The sequence below is a fragment of the Parashewanella sp. 2304DJ23-3 genome (genome assembly GCF_056591695.1).
This window is the reverse complement of record NZ_JBWQOH010000010.1, coordinates 111,070-127,144: the sequence shown is the minus strand read 5'-3', so window position 1 is coordinate 127,144 and position 16,075 is coordinate 111,070. Positions and strand designations below refer to the sequence as shown.

The following is a 16,075-nucleotide window of genomic DNA, read 5'->3' as shown; positions in this document are numbered from 1 at the left end:
GATTATAATTTTAAGCGTTCATGTTATAGTGTCGATAGTTATCTGGCAAGTTGTAACTTTAGGATTTATTAAACAAAATGATTTGCGCTGTTTATAAAAGTAGCTTGAGACAAGAAACCTATCTTTTTGTCTCCAAAAAAGGCAATTTTGATGATGTACCAGAGCCATTGATGAAGATGTTTGGAACACCATCATTGGTTATGTTGCTCCCGCTCAATAAGAGAGAAAAACTAGCAATAGCTGATATCGAAAAAGTCAAAGAAGAAGTTTTCAGTAAAGGATTCTATTTGCAATTACCACCTCCAAAAGAGAATTTACTCGAAGAACACCGAGCTTCTTTGGGGCTGGATAAAGTTGAGCAATAGCAATTTTATTCATTAGAAGATATGATAAATTTTCTGAGCTCTGACTCAGAAAATTTATGTAGTAGTCATTGGCGTTAGTTATATTTCTCTACAACAATAAGAAAGTAATAAATACTGTTTAGTCGTTAATACAGTACAGGGATGATAGGGACTATTTATGGCTGGAAGATCGTTATGGGTGTTGTCTTTGCTGTTTTCTACTCAAGTAGCTTTTGCTCAACAGCAAACTTTTAGGGAATTTATTCAAAGTGTTCAAAAGGAAGCGCTTGAACAAGGAGTTTCAAAAGAAACAATTGAGTTACTGTCAAAACAGTCTAAACCATTTAAGAAATTAGGTGATAAAGAGCCAACAACGAAAGAAGAGTCGCCAAAGTCTCTTGGAGTATATCTAAAATCTGAAGTTCCAGATTCTAAACTGAATTACCTTGCTGACTTTGTTGACAAGTATAATCAATCAATTTCCGATATCTCGAAGCATTATAATGTTCAGCCAAGATTCATACTTGCAGCTTGGGCTTTAGCTGCAGAAAGCTCAAGTGATAATTCAAGTTTTCCTGTTATTTCCATATACTCATCAATGGCATACGAGACAGGTAAGAATGCTTATAAGAAACAGCTTTTTTCTTCATTGAAGTCTATTGATTCGAACAGAATTGCACCACAAGATTTTAAGTCAGGTTCAAACGGAAAAATGGGGCAATTATCTTTTAGCCCAATGTTGTTTGCAGAATATGGCCAGGATTGGGATAAAGATGGCAAATTTGATATTTGGCATAACAATCTGGATAGTTTGGCGACGACAGCTTATTTTTTACAAAAGAATGGTTGGAATGATTCGATGACTTGGGGGCGACAAGTCGCAATAAATAGTAAATTAGCATTGATTGATGCTGACAAAACTCCGCAGCCTTTCTCACATTGGGTTTCACTGGGTATTACTAAATATAACGGTTCAGCGTTACCTAACAGAGACGATATAACTGCACAGTTAATTCAGCCCATAAAAGCAGATAACCGCCATTATCTTACTTATGAAAATTTTAATATTTTACAAATGATGCCAGATGTAGATCAAAAAAAGGCATTAGCCATTACTTATCTTTCTGAAAAGCTCAAACCAATACTGAGAAAAAGATAGAACTCTTGAGATCTAATATACAGAATAAACGCTAGATTTGTTGTAGAATCTAGCGTTTTTATTTTGGTAGTTAAAGTAAACCTATGGCATTTTGGGAAGAAAAACCATTATCGGAGATGACATCAGTTGAGTGGGAATCTCTTTGTGATGGTTGTGGCAAGTGTTGTTTAAATAAGATCATTGACGATGAAACAGATGAGCTTTTTTATACTGATGCGGCATGTAAACTTTTAGATCACAAAACAGCGAGCTGTAGAGATTATTCAAATCGAACTAAGCTGGTGCCTGAGTGTACAGTGATCACAATTGAAAACATTTCTGAATTAGATTGGCTACCTGAATCGTGTGCTTACCGCCGTTTATATCTTGGTAAACCATTACCTAAGTGGCACCCGTTAATCACTGGCAATAAGAAGAAAATGCATAAGCTGGATATATCAATAAAAGGTAAAGTGATCGATGAGCGAAGTGTGAAATACCTCGAAGACCATATTGTAATGTGGCCATTATACAATATTGATTAGGGCTTAAATGTGAGTTGATATGTTACTTCGATATCAACTCACTGTTTTAATCGACTTGTTACTTCTCAATAGTTTTACTAATTGAAGCTTGGAAGAACAATGCAAAAGCTGCTAAGAAACCGATAAAGACGACAACCATCCACTCAGCCATTGATACGCCCAAAAACGTCCACTGAATTTCACCACACATACCTGTCGGCATAAATACCGATGGGAACCATTCATGAAGCGGCATCCAGCTTGGGAATTCAGGTAAGAATGAACATGTCGCAAAAGGTGATGGGTTATGTTCTATTTCAACTAGCTCAATAGCAATTTTAAGTCCCCAAGAGGCACTTACTCCCCAAACGACAACACCTAGAGCTCGAAGTAATCTGGATCTAGGATTAATCAGTCCAATTAGGCCTGCGGCCATTAAACCAAACATAGCTAATCTTTGATAAATACACATTACACAAGGGTTTAAATGCATTACGTGCTGAAAGAAAAGTGCGCAGCCTTCAAGTGCTAAGGCCGTTAAGGTTAAAATTAGCCAAGCTAATCTTGTTTGAGAAAATGAGATTAAATGCTTCAATTGCCACTCCAAGGAATCATAAGCCCCTACGATAAAGTAGGGGCACTTGATATTACTATAACAATTTGAAATTTAAATGTTAATGACTAGAGACCGCAGTATCCATCATTTCTTTAACACTATGATGTCCTATCCAATGCGCATCGTAGAAATATTGCGTCATTGACTCTAGACCACCAAGTTGAATGGCTAACGCACCTACAATAGTAAGTACAATGGTATAAGGCAGTGCCATCCAAACCATTCTTCCATAAGATAGCCTGATTAATGGAGCAAGAGCCGAAGTTAGCAAGAACAAGAATGCTGCTTGGCCATTTGGCGTTGCTACAGACGGTAAGTTAGTACCAGTGTTAATCGCAACAGCAAGTAGATCGAATTGGTCACGTGTAATAACACCATCAAGCAATGCTGCTTTGACTTCATTAATGTATACCGTACCTACAAATACGTTATCACTGACCATTGAAAGCACACCATTAGCTAAATAGAAGATAACTAATTGCATATGACCTTCAAAATGAAGTGCCCAGCTGATTACTGGACCAAATAAGCCTTGATCAATAATTACACCAACAACAGCAAAGAAGACGGCTAATAAAGCGGTAAAAGGTAGAGCTTCCTCAAACGCTTTACCGAGAGCATGCTCATCAGTAATACCGTTAAATGCTGTTGTAATAATGATGACAGAAAGACCAATCAAACCTACAGATGCCAAATGAAGCGCTAGACCTGCGATTAACCAAACACCAACTAAAGCTTGAATAACCAATTTAGCTTTGTCTTTTTGGGTACGGTTTCTATCTTCATGATCAGCATATTCGGAAAGAATTTGGTGAACGCGTTCTGGAAGTTGTACTCCGTAGCTAAAAATCTTTAGCTTTTCGACCATGTAACATGTGAATAAACCAGCAATGAGTACAGGTACTGTGACAGGAGACATTCTCAATGCGAACTCAGCAAAGCCCCAGTTTGCCTGTGAGGCAATAATAAGGTTTTGGGGCTCGCCAACCATAGTACAAACACCACCAAGTGCAGTACCAACACCAGCATGCATGAGTAAGTTACGTAAGAACCCACGGAAATTTTCCAGTTCATCATGATTAAGCTGTTGTTGTTCTTCATGAGTGTGATCATGATCGTCATGGAAGTTTTTACCGGATGCTACTTTGTGGTAAATCGAGTAGAAACCAATCGCTACAGCAATGATTACCGCAATTACTGTTAGCGCATCAAGGAATGCCGATAGAAATGCTGCTGAAAAACAGAACATTAATGACACGACAATTTTTGAGCGTATCTTGGTAATAATCTTAGTAAATGAAAACAGTAATAACTGCTTCATAAAGTAGATACCAGCAACCATGAAGACTAAAAGTAACAGTACTTCAAGGTTAGCTTGAATCTCGTGAAGAACCTGATAGGGACTCGTCATGCCTATGGCGACGGCTTGAATAGCTAGGAGTCCTCCTGGCTGAAGAGGATAGCATTTAAGTGCCATTGCTAAAGTAAAAATGAACTCAATAACTAACATCCATCCCGCTACAAATGGATCTACAAAAAAGAAAACTAACGGGTTAATTATCAAGCAAGCTAAAATTGCGATCTTGTACCACTTAGGCGAATTGCCTAAGAAGTTATCAATAAACGCCTGACTCATAGTCACAGGCATAGGATCCTCACTAATATTATTATTAATCAACTAAATCAAGTTTTAAAATTATTAATGCCTTAGATTAATTGATCATGGTTTAAACTAAAAAAATCTGCGACCAGTCTAGTCCATAAAAACTTTAAATGTCATCACGGAAAAAACTAAAATTATTAAAAATAAGAAGTCTGCGGCAAAATTTTAGTGTCTTCGAGAGCGAAATGCTATCTTTGTCATAATATAAACACGAAAAAAGTGATGTTTTTTTACAATTCCGTTAAATCCAATTGTTTTATTTTGTTCACGCTCTGGTATGATCAGTTTACTTACAAGCGAATTTTTATTGGAAAAGTAGGCTGATGATTATCAATGCCAAAGGACCTGCGAGTTTTGCAGAGAAATATATTGTTCGTTCAATTTGGGAAGGAAAGTTTCCTCCGGGATCGATTTTACCGGCTGAACGTGAACTTTCAGAATTAATTGGTGTTACTCGCACTACATTAAGAGAAGTACTTCAAAGACTCGCAAGGGATGGCTGGTTAACAATTCAGCATGGTAAGCCAACACAGGTAAATAATTTTTGGGAAACATCTGGACTCAATATTCTTGAAACTATTGCAGATTTAAACCCAGAAGGCTTTCCAACGTTAGTTGATCAACTTTTATCAGCAAGAACTAATATTAGTACTATTTATTTCCGTTCTGCTGTGAGAACCAACCCAACAATGGTTTGTGATGTGCTCGCTAATAGCCATAACTTGGAAGATACCGCAGAGGCTTATGCAGAGTTTGATTATGAACTACATCATACTTTAGCATTTTCTTGTGGAAACCCACTTTACGTCTTAATTTTAAATGGTTTCAAAGGGCTTTACAGTCGTGTTGGTCGATACTATTTTTCAAGTCCTGAAGCGAGAAAGTTAGCTAAGAACTTTTACGTTGAATTTGAGAAGCTTGGTCAAGAGAAAAACTTCCAAGAAGTGCCTAATTTAATGAGGAAATATGGCATTGAGAGTGGTCAAGTATGGTTGACTATTCGTGATGACCTTCCAGCGGAAATTGCTCACGAAGGCTAAAAGTTAGTGTTATTAGTTTACTTAAAAAACCACAGCTAATTTGGCTGTGGTTTTTCGTTTTCTGAGCCCATTGGTTTTTCTGGGCATGTTGCTAAGTGAGTAATACTTCCTGTAATTGATTCTTCTTCAATATGAATGTCAAAGCCCCATAGTCTGTGTAAATGTTTCAATACTTCCTTGTAACTTTCATCAAGAGGGATTGAGTTGTGGGGTACATGTCGAACCGTTAACGAACGATCACCATTCACATCCACTCGTTGAACTTGAATATTCGGTTCGTTATTCGACAGATTATATTGCTGAGAGAGCAAATATCGGATTTCTTTAAACCCAGTCTCATTATGTATCGCAGAAATAGTGACGTGATCTTTTTCTGAGTCATTAACGACACTGAAGAGTTTAAACTCACGCATTATCTTGGGAGATAAATACTGACTGATGAAGCTTTCATCTTTAAAGTTCTTCATTGCAAAGTGCAACGTTTCTAGCCAGTCACTCCCTGCAATATCTGGAAACCAATCTCTGTCTTCTGCTGTAGGTTCTTCACAGATCCGCTTAATATCACAGAACATATTAAAACCCAAAGCGTAAGGGTTGATCCCATTATAATAGGGACTATCAAAAGCTTGCTGTTTTACTACGCCAGTATGGCTTTGTAAAAATTCAAGCATAAAACTATCAGTTACCACTCCTTCATCATAAAGACGGTTCAAAATGGTATAATGCCAAAATGTTGCCCAGCCTTCGTTCATCACCTGTGTTTGCTTTTGTGGGTAAAAGTATTGTGCAACTTTTCGTACAATCCTAACGATTTCTCGTTGCCAACTTTCTAAAAGAGGTGCATTTTTTTCAATAAAGTAGAGCAGGTTTTCTTGTGGCTCAGCGGGAAAACATTTTTCATTAGATTGATTTTGTTTGGCATTATTTTGGGGAAGTGTTCTCCACAAATCGTTGACTTGACTTTGAAGATACTCTTCTCTTTGTTTTTGACGAGCTTGTTCTTGTTTGAATGATATTTCACTTGGTCTCTTGTACCTATCAACCCCAAAGTTCATCAGTGCATGACATGAATCTAAAAACTCCTCGACATTAGCAGCACCATGAGCCAACTCGCATTTTAAAATATAATTCTTTGCAAATACTAGGTAATCTATTATCGAGCTTGCATCTGTCCATGTTTTAAAAAGATAATTATTCTTAAAGAAACTATTGTGCCCATAACAAGCATGGGCCATCACGAGGGCTTGCATTGTTATCGTATTTTCTTCCATTAAATACGAAATACAGGGATCTGAGTTGATTACAATTTCATACGCCAACCCCATCTGTCCACGCTTATAACTTTGTTCAGTTTGAATGAACTTCTTGCCAAATGACCAGTGAGTGTAACTAACTGGCATTCCAATTGCGGCGTAAGCATCCATCATTTGTTCTGCAGTAATGATCTCTATTTGGTTCGGGTAGTAATCGAGTTGGTAGTGATTGGCAACCCGTTCGATTTCTGCTTGATACTTTTCAAGAAGAGCAAACGTCCATTCAGGGCCATCGCTTAGCGGTTCTCTTTTTGATTTTGTCATTGGATCACCTATGCAGTCTGCTTTTTGAATAATTCCCTGAAAACAGGGTAGATATCATTTTGTGTTTTAATGTGCTGTACAGCGATGTTGTCGTTTTCCTCTTGAAGCTTTTGATATTGCTTCCATAAAGATTGGTGAGCACGCTGCGTTATTTCGATGTAAGAGTAGTAACGTACAATTGGCAGTACCTTTTTAGAGAGTAAGTCAATGCATTTACTGCAATCATCAGCCCAGTTATCCCCATCTGAAGCTTGTGCAACATAGATATTCCATTCATTTTCTGGAAATCTTTTTTGTTGGATTTCATTCATTAATTTAAGCGCACTAGATACGATTGTTCCGCCAGTTTCTTGAGAATAGAAAAACTCCTGTTCATCGACTTCTTTAGCTTGTGTGTGATGACGGATAAAAACTACTTCGAGGTTTTCATATGTTCGAGTCAGAAAAAGATACAACAAAATATAAAAGCGTTTTGCAATGTCTTTGGTAGCTTGGTCCATCGAACCAGAAACATCCATTAAACAAAACATGACCGCTTGTGATGTTGGAACAGCATGTTTTGCAAAGTTGTTATAACGGAGATCGAAGGTATCGATAAATGGCACCTTCTTTATTTTTGCTTCTAACTCTTTGATTTGTTGCTTCGTCGATTCAATCCGATCAGCATCTGAGCCTGGAATATCAAGCAGTTCATCCAATTCTGCAATTAATTTGGCAAGCTGTTTTCGTTTGGCCGCAGTTAATGCGATTCTTCTTGCTAATGAAGTACGTAATGATCGGACAATGTTAATATTTGCTGGCACACCATCATTTGTAAAGCCAGCACGATGAATTTGGTAATCAACGATTTTACTCAGCTGAGTTTTTTGTAGGTTTGGTAAAGCGAGATCTTCGAATAAAAGTTCGAGGTATTCATCTTTTGATATTTGAAATACAAAATCATCTTGGCCTTCTCCAGAATCAGAAGCATCTCCATTTCCTTGGCCGTTTCCATCGTTTTCCTTAGGCTTGGGAATTTTGTCACCTTCAATAAATTCTTTATTGCCAGGGTGGATCTGTTTTTTTATCCCACCTTTACCTTGATGAAATATGGGTTCAGAAATGTCTTTAGTTGGGATACTGATGCTTTCCCCTTTATCGATATCCGTAACCCCGCGCTGTGTCACTGCGTCACTGACAGACTTTTTTATCTGCTGTTTATATCGTTCAATAAAGCGTTGACGATTAACAGTGCTTTTACCTTTAGCATTAAGCCTTCGGTCAATAAAATTTGCCATAAGTCCTCCTTGCAAAACAGGAGTGAACATGTTCCACTCCTTCGAGAGTAAGATCTTATTCTTACGAAGACTTTCTTACTCTTAAGTACCACTCAGAAAGCAGGCGTACTTGTTTTTGCGTATAGCCTTTTTCCATCATCCGATTCACAAAATCGTCATGCTTTTTCTGATCATCAGAGGATGTTTTGGCATTAAATGAAATTACTGGCAGTAAATCTTCAGTATTAGAGAACATTTTCTTTTCAATGACCGTGCGTAATTTTTCGTAACTAGTCCATGCTGGGTTATTACCTCCATGATTCGCTCTTGCACGTAGAACGAAGTTCACGATTTCGTTACGGAAATCTTTTGGATTACTTATTCCTGCAGGCTTTTCAATTTTTTCAAGCTCAGTATTCAACGCCGTTCTATCAAAAAGTTGTCCAGTTTCTGGATCTCGATATTCTTGGTCTTGAATCCAGAAGTCTGCATAGGTTACATATCTATCAAATATGTTTTGGCCGTATTCGGAATAAGATTCGAGATACGCGGTTTGAATTTCTTTTCCTATGAACTCTACATATTTAGGAATGAGGTAGCCTTTCAAAAATTCTAAGTAACGTTCACCGACATCATTTGGGAACTGCTCCTGCTCAATTTGCTTTTCAAGCACATAAAACAAATGAACTGGGTTAGCTGCGACTTCTGAATTATCAAAGTTAAATACGCGGGAAAGAATTTTGAATGCAAAACGGGTTGATAAACCTGTCATGCCTTCATCAACACCTGCGAAATCTCTGTATTCTTGATGTGATTTAGCTTTAGGGTCAGTATCTTTTAAACTTTCACCGTTATAAACACGCATCTTTGAATATATTGATGAGTTTTCAGGGACTTTAATTCGTGAAAGTACGGCAAACTTAGCCAGTAAATCCAAAGTCGATGGGGCGCACGGCGCTTCAGCAAGCTCAGAGTTAGAGATAAGCTTGTCGTAAATTTTCTTTTCTTCAGTGATACGCAAGCAGTATGGGACTTTTACGATGTACACCCTATCTAAGAATGCTTCATTGTTTTTATTATTCTTAAATGTTGCCCATTCAGACTCATTAGAGTGAGCGAGAATAATGCCGTTATAGGGTAGGGCTGACAAACCTTCAGTGCCGTTATAGTTACCTTCCTGCGTGGCGGTTAAGAGTGGGTGAAGGACTTTAATGGGGGCTTTAAACATCTCAACAAACTCCATTACGCCCTGATTGGCACGACATAATGCGCCAGAATACGCATAAGCGTCTGCATCATGCTGAGAGAAATGTTCTAATTGTCTTATATCAACTTTACCCACGAGCGAAGATATATCTTGGTTGTTTTCATCCCCAGGTTCCGTTTTTGCAATACTAATTTGATCCAGAATAGAAGGATAAACTTTAACAACTTTAAATTTTGAGATGTCGCCACCAAACTCATGTAATCTTTTGACAGCCCAAGGTGACATAATGTCTTTTAAGTAGCGCTTAGGGATACCGTATTCTTCACTTAGTATTTTTCCGTCGTCAGAAGGATTAAATAAACAAAATGGATGGTCATTTACTGGGCTACGTACACCATTTGCACTCAGTACATAAACCGGCTGCAATTGCATTAATGATTTTAATTTTTCTGCTAACGATGATTTACCACCGCCTACAGGACCTAGTAAGTATAAGATTTGTTTAGATTCTTCAAGACCTTGAGCAGAATGTTTCAGGTAAGACACAATTTGTTCAATGGCTTCTTCCATGCCATAGAACTCTGAAAAGGCAGGGTAGCGATTGATTCTCCTGTTAGAAAAAATTCGACTCAAGACAGGGTCTTTAGAAGTGTCGATAACTTCAGGTTCGCCAATTGCCAATAATAATCGTTCAGATGCAGTTACATAAGCACTTCTATCTTCTTTACAAACTGTTAAAAAGTCCTCTAGCGAATATTCTTCATCTAATTTACATTCATATCGTGCTTGGTAATGTTCAAAGATACCCATAGTGCCCCCTTAAGGTCATCGGAAATGACATATTCATCTCTAATAACTTAAAGTCTAGTCACAATATTCTTGCTCGCCACGAAAAAGCGAGTAAAAACAATAAGAAATGGTTGCAAATGCAACTATTTCTATGTTTACGATTTATTAGGTCAATATACCAATTAACTCTTAATTTGACGTATTAAGCTTTATTCATTTAGAGGGAAACTGTCTTTTAGTTATTGTTTTTGTATATAGAAGAGATAGAATCATTACAAAGGGAATTATTAACATAATAATAACAAGGTAATATAAATGTCTGATGCGATTACAATAGCTATTGCAGATGATCATCCTCTGTTTAGACAGGCACTCAGTATTGTTCTTCAGCAACACTTCTCACAAGTCATCTTGCTTGAAGCAAATAATATTGATGAACTCAAAAATAATCTTGAAGCTCATGCACCAGATTTAATTTTGTTAGACCTAAATATTCCGGGTGCGAATGGATTTGAAGCGTTAATGGAAACAAAGCAAGAAAACGCACAAACACCCATTATCTTGATTTCAGGACAAGAAGATTCAACAACCATAAATAAAGCTACCGAGCTTGGCGCTTCAGCATTTCTTGCGAAGTCATCGCAGCCTACTGAAATGGTTGATGTAATAAAGCAAGTTTTGGCTGGCGAGTTTAAAGCTGAGCCTATAATCTCGACCTCTGAATCAAAAAACAAGCTACTTTCATTAACTCCGAGGCAATTAAAAATCCTTGGAATGTTTGCTAAGGGGTTATTGAACAAGCAAATAGCAGCTGATCTTGAAGTAAGTGAAGCGACCGTGAAAGCTCATGCTACAGCCATATTTTTAAAGTTAAGTGTTAAAACACGGACTCAAGCCGTTATCGTATATCAAGAAAATATCAGCTGTTAATTTTCTGGTTCTTGATAATGAGTATTAATAGCCATTCTGTACATTGCGGTTCAGTCTCAAACAGAGACTGAACTTTTTAAACAATTATGCAGTTATACTAATTACAGTAATTAAATGCACAACTCAGAGCTATGTATGCGCACAAAGTACAAGCGAAATTTGTGAAGACATAGTTATTCTACGTTGAGACAATTTTGTGCAGTAATTTTTGCGCATACAAGCTCCCGAAGGGCAAGGCTAAAGGCTTCCATTACTGTGTTGCAAGTTTTTGAATTATCCCGATAGTACTGCAAACTTGCGCCTTGTACTGAAAACCTTTAGCTCTTGCTGAGTGGGAAATTAATTACTGTTATTGGTATTAGCTAAGTCAACTGACAAGGGTTTTACAGTTTACCTAGGAGCTAATAACCCAATCACCTTATGCGCTGCCTTACAAAAAATAGCTAATTTATTACACGAAATAGCGGCAGTGCAAGAACAACACCTCTTCCCAATTTTATTATTTTTGCATCATTTCAAATCTTATCTAGACTAAGGATTATAGTTGCTTACTGGTTCTTAAAATGTACAGCATTGATTCAAGTATCCCTCTAACACTTTCTTGTCATGACGTACTTCAATTGCCGACCGTACAAATTGAAGGTAAGAGTATGTTTGAAAAATTTTCAAAAGGAATACAGTTAGATACTGATATTTTGTTTTCTAAATATTGGAAAGGGATCGATGGATCATTATCTAATGCGATTGGATACACTCTTCATTTTGTTATGCTTGAAATACTGCCTCATTGTTATGACATTAAACACCTTGAAAGTATCGGTGGGAGCATTAGTTTTAGAATTACGAATGTAGGTGATTTTACTATTTATGCACTAAATCAGCGAATCGTAGTTTTGACTGGATTACCGATTGATACTTTAAGCTCAAAAGAGATTTACGATATTTCAATATCTTCAGATGTTTTCATCTCATTCTTAAGAGGTCAACTATTAGAGTTATCAGAAGATGTTCTTGAGAACGATGATGAATATGAAGATCGAGAAATAAGTGCTGCTGAGTTGCAACTTTATGGTATGCCATCAGGGGGAGCAGAAGGAAATGGGAGCTCTTGTACCCAGGATGCACACGCTTGCGGTGCTGATAACTCATCACATGTGTCTTGTTCTCAGGATGCCGCAGCTTGTGGTGCTGATGTTGGTGCTCAGGGGCAATGTTCCTCAGATGTCGATGTTTGTGGCTCAAATGCAGAAGCTGCAGCCGTTTGTAGTTCCGATGCCGCAGTATGTGGTGCAAATGCGACAGCAGCAACAGCTTGTACAGCAAATGTAGAGGGCTGTGCTGCAAACGCTGCTGCTGCGACTGCTTGTGCTGGTAACGCTGTTGCTTGCGCTGCCGCAGCAAATACCGCAATTGCTTGTGCTGGGGATGCTGGTGCCTGTGGAGCAGATGTAGATGTAGCTGATGCTTGTGCTGCAAAAGCAACAGCGTGTGGTGCGGATGTAGCTGCTGGAGCTTGTTCAGCCAATGCTGACGCCTGCGGTGTTAAAGCACTCGACTTATGTCCAGCACATGCAGGGGCTTGCGGTATTGATGTTGAGGATGGAGATTTAGTCAGTGCCTGTGCGATTAATGTAATTCCATTTCTGCCGTCATGTTAGAGATTAATACGTAAAGTATAAAGAAGGTTAATGAGCATGGAAGCTAAAAAAGAATCATATAATAATATAGCAAAGTCCGTTGTCAGTTTATATGGTGCAAGGGATTACATGATTTCGAGTAAACCTTCTAATTATAATATTCCAGTAATCTTAAGAACTGGAGAGGTTTTACTTTTCAACTCATGTAGCCGTGCATTAGTAAAATTGGAGCAGAAGGAGTATCAGGCCCTTCAGAATGAAAAATCTGATCTTAAACAGTTTTTTAGCAAGCAACAGATACATACATTATTTAGCGATCAATTCGTTGTACCAAACAACAGAGAAGAGATAAATATACTTGAGTCAAATTATAATCAAGTTAGAAAGAATACTTCTGTTTTAAACTTAACCATAGCGCCTACTTTTGATTGCAACCTCGCCTGTGGTTATTGTTTTCAAGGCCTCGACAAATCAAAACACAAAATATCTGCTTCTGTAGAGCAAGAGATATTGAATCATCTGAATAACCAAAAACAACATTTGAAGCATCTAAGCATTGTTTGGTATGGCGGCGAACCATTGATGGGCAAACCAGGCTTATTAAGGCTTTCAGATAAACTCATAGAGTTCTGTAGAGTTAATAATATTAAATATTCAGCATCAATAGTAACCAATGGCTATTTATTGAATAAAACAACGTCTGAAGAATTGCTGCAAAGGAAAGTGACATGGGCGCAAATTACTATTGATGGTATGCCTGAAACTCATAACAGCATGAGACCTAAAGTTAATGGCAAGGGAAGTTTTGAAAAAATCATAGAAAATATAAAAGAAGTTTTAAACCAGACGAATATGGTTATTCATATCCGTGTAAATGTTGGAAATCAGAACATTGAAGAATGTGAAGAACTACTTAATTATTTTTGTAAAGAATTGCCTATTAGCAGTGGTCGATTAAAAGTATATTTTGCGCCTATCGATGCTTCTACACCTGAAAGTGGTTCAGCCTTCGAACAATCATTAGATAAGAAAACGTTTAATAGGATAGTTAAGGAATTAACAAGCCATGGGCAATCTCTTGGGATCATCAATCCAACGATTGCACCAGGATCGACATTGGGTATGTGTGTTGCAATTCAAAATAATGGGTTGGTGATCGCAGCAAATGGTGATTTACACAAATGCTGGGAAACAATGCACGATTCTACTAAAAAAATCGGGACAATTTTTGACGTAAATAAAGCGATGGTTTCCTACGAAAACAATCTATGGAACCAGTGGTCGCCTTATGAAAATGACACATGTAGAAGTTGTAAAATTCTTCCTATTTGCGGCGGTATGTGTGGACATAGGTTTGTGTATAGCGATCAGAACGATGAAAACTCAACACCGTGCCCAGACTGGAAATGGAATACAGCTGAGAATATATTCAATCGAGCGCTACAGAAACAAATCGTTTCAGAGGAGGATTGGTTACCTGAACAAGCAACAGTTGACACCGAGGTTTCTGGAAAAAGGCATACGAAGGAAAGTTTAACCAATGCACAAAAGAAGTTAGAGAATAAACTTGTTGAGCTTGGTATTACCAGAAGTTCAGTCATCCCGATAAAGCAAGTTGGATGAATTATGGCAAGATTATTTCGTAAAAGCTTTCTAAATGAATATGAAAAAATACAGAGCTTAAGTGTTTCGCTTCCTGAACGGCACTTCCCATTTTTTTATTTGATGATTTCGCTTGTTTCAATAATCATTATTGTGATTTTATCATGGCTTTTTTTTGCCAAAGTTGATGTTCACGTTAAAGCGCAGGGTATGATTTTACCAATAGGAGGCGTGATTGAAAATGTTTCATTAGGTGATGGTCGAATCACAAAAGTATATGAATATCCGGAAAGTTTAATCGAAGCCGGTGATCCACTTTTTAAGCTGTTCAACCCTATTTCTGACCAAAAATATAAAGCTAAAGTCGATGTATACAAGGCTCAAATTAATCACATTCAAACTAATTACGATAAAATTAACGCAAATTTCGATGCACAGATAGAAATCTTAAAAAAGCAAAAAAAACATATCTCCCAAAAAATTGAAGACTTAACAAAACTACTCGAAAAATTTCATATTTCGCTTAATAAGTATGAGCAGGTAGTAAAGCAATCTGTAACATCTCAACAGTCGGATTTAAGAAAAATAAATGACACCTATGTTAAGTATCTTAACAAGCTGAAACAGCTTGAAAAAAAAGGCTTTACGAGTGAAGTGTCTGTCATTTCAGTGCTAACACAATATGAAACTTTGAGTCAAAACCTATCAAATTTGAAACAAAAGAACCCTCTATTAGACGTAACAATAACTAAAGATTGGCAGGGCGTTATTGAAATAGAAAATGAATTAGCAAAAGAGAGGATTCACTTTCATCAAAATCTGATAAATTTTTCTAAATTTAAATTAGAACTCAATGAAAAGCTCGCCATGCTGGAATTACAAAAACAAATGGCAGCACAGGAGCTTATTTCTCTAGAGCACAAGAATTGGGTCGAATCCAATATATTTACAGAATATGAGGGCAAGTTACTTGAGCGGAAAAAAAGAACTGGTCAGATTTTGGAAAAAGGTGAAAGTGCATCACTCATCAGTTTAACGAAGCAATTAAAAAAACACTTCTTGATTGTGTCAGAACAAACAAAGCATGGTGAGCTCACTTTTAACATTGATAATGAAACACATAATCTCGAATTAAGTAATGTGTCTATGCTTAGTGCTAATCAACAGCTAATGCAAGCACTCGGCGCACATGAAAAAATATCAAACATTATGAGGAAAGGAAACGCTATAACGTTTGAATTTTCGGGGAAGAGTATTTCACTTCACCAATACAATCTAAAAAATCGTCATGATATTCCAGTTTTTGCCAGTTTACAGATTATTGGCGAGAACAGAGCAAATAGCGATTTGGTAAATATTGCCGTTGTTAGATATCAAGATGCAAAACTGGTCGCAGCTGGAAACAGTGCTTTGATAAAGCCTGCATTCGAGAAGCACCTTATTGGTGCTCAACTCAATGGGGAAGTCGAAAAAGTAAGTCCTTATGCCCTTACGCAGCTCCAATCGTACTCTCTTATTGGAAATGCTGATTTGGCAAATAAAATCATCGGAAATAAGACCGGAGTGATCGTATTAATCAAACTAAAGAAACATAGCAATGGGCAGTTTGATTGGGGACATAAGTTACCAATTAGACCTATTTCTGCCGGAGTACCAACAGATACCCTGATAACAATAGAGACTGTGCCTCCTATTTTAGTCGTTGTACCTTATGTTTCGAGACTTTTTTGGAAGAGTAATTAATAAGGAAAA

The 16,075-nt window shown here is 37.4% G+C and carries 13 protein-coding genes; 8 read left to right on the top strand and 5 right to left on the bottom strand.

The window, feature by feature from the left end; all coding sequences use genetic code 11:
• Positions 1 to 77: 77 nt before the first annotated feature.
• From AC1EU2_RS15900 to AC1EU2_RS15890, 3 genes are all read left to right on the top strand, one after another.
• A complete protein-coding gene (locus tag AC1EU2_RS15900; RefSeq protein WP_480299264.1) occupies positions 78 to 365 on the top strand; it encodes a YcgL domain-containing protein in 288 nt (95 codons plus the stop codon).
• A 157-nt stretch (positions 366 to 522) separates the two neighbouring features.
• A complete protein-coding gene (locus tag AC1EU2_RS15895; protein ID WP_480299263.1) occupies positions 523 to 1,503 on the top strand; it encodes a lytic murein transglycosylase in 981 nt (326 codons plus the stop codon).
• 83 nt (positions 1,504 to 1,586) lie between these two features.
• Positions 1,587 to 2,027, top strand: a complete 441-nt coding sequence (locus tag AC1EU2_RS15890) for a YcgN family cysteine cluster protein (protein WP_480299262.1) — start codon at positions 1,587 to 1,589, stop codon at positions 2,025 to 2,027.
• 58 nt (positions 2,028 to 2,085) lie between these two features.
• On the opposite strand, the gene dsbB is transcribed toward AC1EU2_RS15890, so the two are convergent.
• Positions 2,086 to 2,601 (bottom strand): disulfide bond formation protein DsbB, encoded by a 516-nt coding sequence (gene dsbB, locus AC1EU2_RS15885; protein ID WP_480299261.1) that lies wholly within the window; start codon positions 2,599 to 2,601, stop codon positions 2,086 to 2,088.
• 79 nt (positions 2,602 to 2,680) lie between these two features.
• Positions 2,681 to 4,270, bottom strand: coding sequence for a sodium/proton antiporter NhaB (gene nhaB, locus AC1EU2_RS15880; protein ID WP_480299260.1), 1,590 nt, complete (start codon positions 4,268 to 4,270; stop codon positions 2,681 to 2,683).
• A gap of 338 nt (positions 4,271 to 4,608) precedes the next feature.
• On the opposite strand from nhaB, the gene fadR reads away from it, so the two are divergent.
• On the top strand, positions 4,609 to 5,325 hold the full coding sequence (gene fadR / locus AC1EU2_RS15875) for a fatty acid metabolism transcriptional regulator FadR (RefSeq protein ID WP_480299259.1): 717 nt from the start codon (positions 4,609 to 4,611) through the stop codon (positions 5,323 to 5,325).
• 35 nt (positions 5,326 to 5,360) lie between these two features.
• On the opposite strand, the gene AC1EU2_RS15870 is transcribed toward fadR, so the two are convergent.
• From AC1EU2_RS15870 to AC1EU2_RS15860, 3 genes are all read right to left on the bottom strand, one after another.
• Positions 5,361 to 6,902: a SpoVR family protein gene (locus AC1EU2_RS15870; RefSeq protein WP_480299258.1), complete on the bottom strand. Its 1,542-nt coding sequence runs from the start codon at positions 6,900 to 6,902 to the stop codon at positions 5,361 to 5,363.
• A gap of 8 nt (positions 6,903 to 6,910) precedes the next feature.
• A complete protein-coding gene (locus AC1EU2_RS15865) occupies positions 6,911 to 8,179 on the bottom strand; it encodes a YeaH/YhbH family protein (protein WP_480299257.1) in 1,269 nt (422 codons plus the stop codon).
• A 61-nt stretch (positions 8,180 to 8,240) separates the two neighbouring features.
• Positions 8,241 to 10,175: a PrkA family serine protein kinase gene (locus tag AC1EU2_RS15860; protein WP_480299256.1), complete on the bottom strand. Its 1,935-nt coding sequence runs from the start codon at positions 10,173 to 10,175 to the stop codon at positions 8,241 to 8,243.
• A 294-nt stretch (positions 10,176 to 10,469) separates the two neighbouring features.
• Between AC1EU2_RS15860 and AC1EU2_RS15855 the strand changes: the two genes are divergently transcribed.
• The 4 genes from AC1EU2_RS15855 to AC1EU2_RS15840 all read left to right on the top strand — a co-directional run bounded on the left by AC1EU2_RS15855 (position 10,470) and on the right by AC1EU2_RS15840 (position 16,066).
• Positions 10,470 to 11,084: a response regulator gene (locus AC1EU2_RS15855; protein WP_480299255.1), complete on the top strand. Its 615-nt coding sequence runs from the start codon at positions 10,470 to 10,472 to the stop codon at positions 11,082 to 11,084.
• A gap of 563 nt (positions 11,085 to 11,647) precedes the next feature.
• On the top strand, positions 11,648 to 12,742 hold the full coding sequence (locus tag AC1EU2_RS15850) for a hypothetical protein (protein ID WP_480299254.1): 1,095 nt from the start codon (positions 11,648 to 11,650) through the stop codon (positions 12,740 to 12,742).
• Positions 12,743 to 12,778: 36 nt separating this feature from the next.
• On the top strand, positions 12,779 to 14,344 hold the full coding sequence (locus AC1EU2_RS15845; protein ID WP_480299253.1) for a radical SAM protein: 1,566 nt from the start codon (positions 12,779 to 12,781) through the stop codon (positions 14,342 to 14,344).
• Positions 14,345 to 14,347: 3 nt separating this feature from the next.
• Positions 14,348 to 16,066: a hypothetical protein gene (locus AC1EU2_RS15840; RefSeq protein ID WP_480299252.1), complete on the top strand. Its 1,719-nt coding sequence runs from the start codon at positions 14,348 to 14,350 to the stop codon at positions 16,064 to 16,066.
• Positions 16,067 to 16,075 lie beyond the last annotated feature (9 nt).

What these genes read in the sequence shown, in the direction of transcription:
- AC1EU2_RS15840 (WP_480299252.1), top strand. Translation starts at nt 14,348, where the DNA reads ATGGCAAGATTATTTCGTAAAAGCTTTCTAAATGAATATGAAAAAATA.
- nhaB (WP_480299260.1), bottom strand. Translation starts at nt 4,270, where the DNA reads ATGCCTGTGACTATGAGTCAGGCGTTTATTGATAACTTCTTAGGCAAT.
- AC1EU2_RS15860 (WP_480299256.1), bottom strand. Translation starts at nt 10,175, where the DNA reads ATGGGTATCTTTGAACATTACCAAGCACGATATGAATGTAAATTAGAT.
- AC1EU2_RS15900 (WP_480299264.1), top strand. Translation starts at nt 78, where the DNA reads ATGATTTGCGCTGTTTATAAAAGTAGCTTGAGACAAGAAACCTATCTT.
- AC1EU2_RS15870 (WP_480299258.1), bottom strand. Translation starts at nt 6,902, where the DNA reads ATGACAAAATCAAAAAGAGAACCGCTAAGCGATGGCCCTGAATGGACG.
- fadR (WP_480299259.1), top strand. Translation starts at nt 4,609, where the DNA reads ATGATTATCAATGCCAAAGGACCTGCGAGTTTTGCAGAGAAATATATT.
- AC1EU2_RS15895 (WP_480299263.1), top strand. Translation starts at nt 523, where the DNA reads ATGGCTGGAAGATCGTTATGGGTGTTGTCTTTGCTGTTTTCTACTCAA.
- AC1EU2_RS15890 (WP_480299262.1), top strand. Translation starts at nt 1,587, where the DNA reads ATGGCATTTTGGGAAGAAAAACCATTATCGGAGATGACATCAGTTGAG.
- AC1EU2_RS15845 (WP_480299253.1), top strand. Translation starts at nt 12,779, where the DNA reads ATGGAAGCTAAAAAAGAATCATATAATAATATAGCAAAGTCCGTTGTC.
- AC1EU2_RS15865 (WP_480299257.1), bottom strand. Translation starts at nt 8,179, where the DNA reads ATGGCAAATTTTATTGACCGAAGGCTTAATGCTAAAGGTAAAAGCACT.
- AC1EU2_RS15850 (WP_480299254.1), top strand. Translation starts at nt 11,648, where the DNA reads ATGTACAGCATTGATTCAAGTATCCCTCTAACACTTTCTTGTCATGAC.
- AC1EU2_RS15855 (WP_480299255.1), top strand. Translation starts at nt 10,470, where the DNA reads ATGTCTGATGCGATTACAATAGCTATTGCAGATGATCATCCTCTGTTT.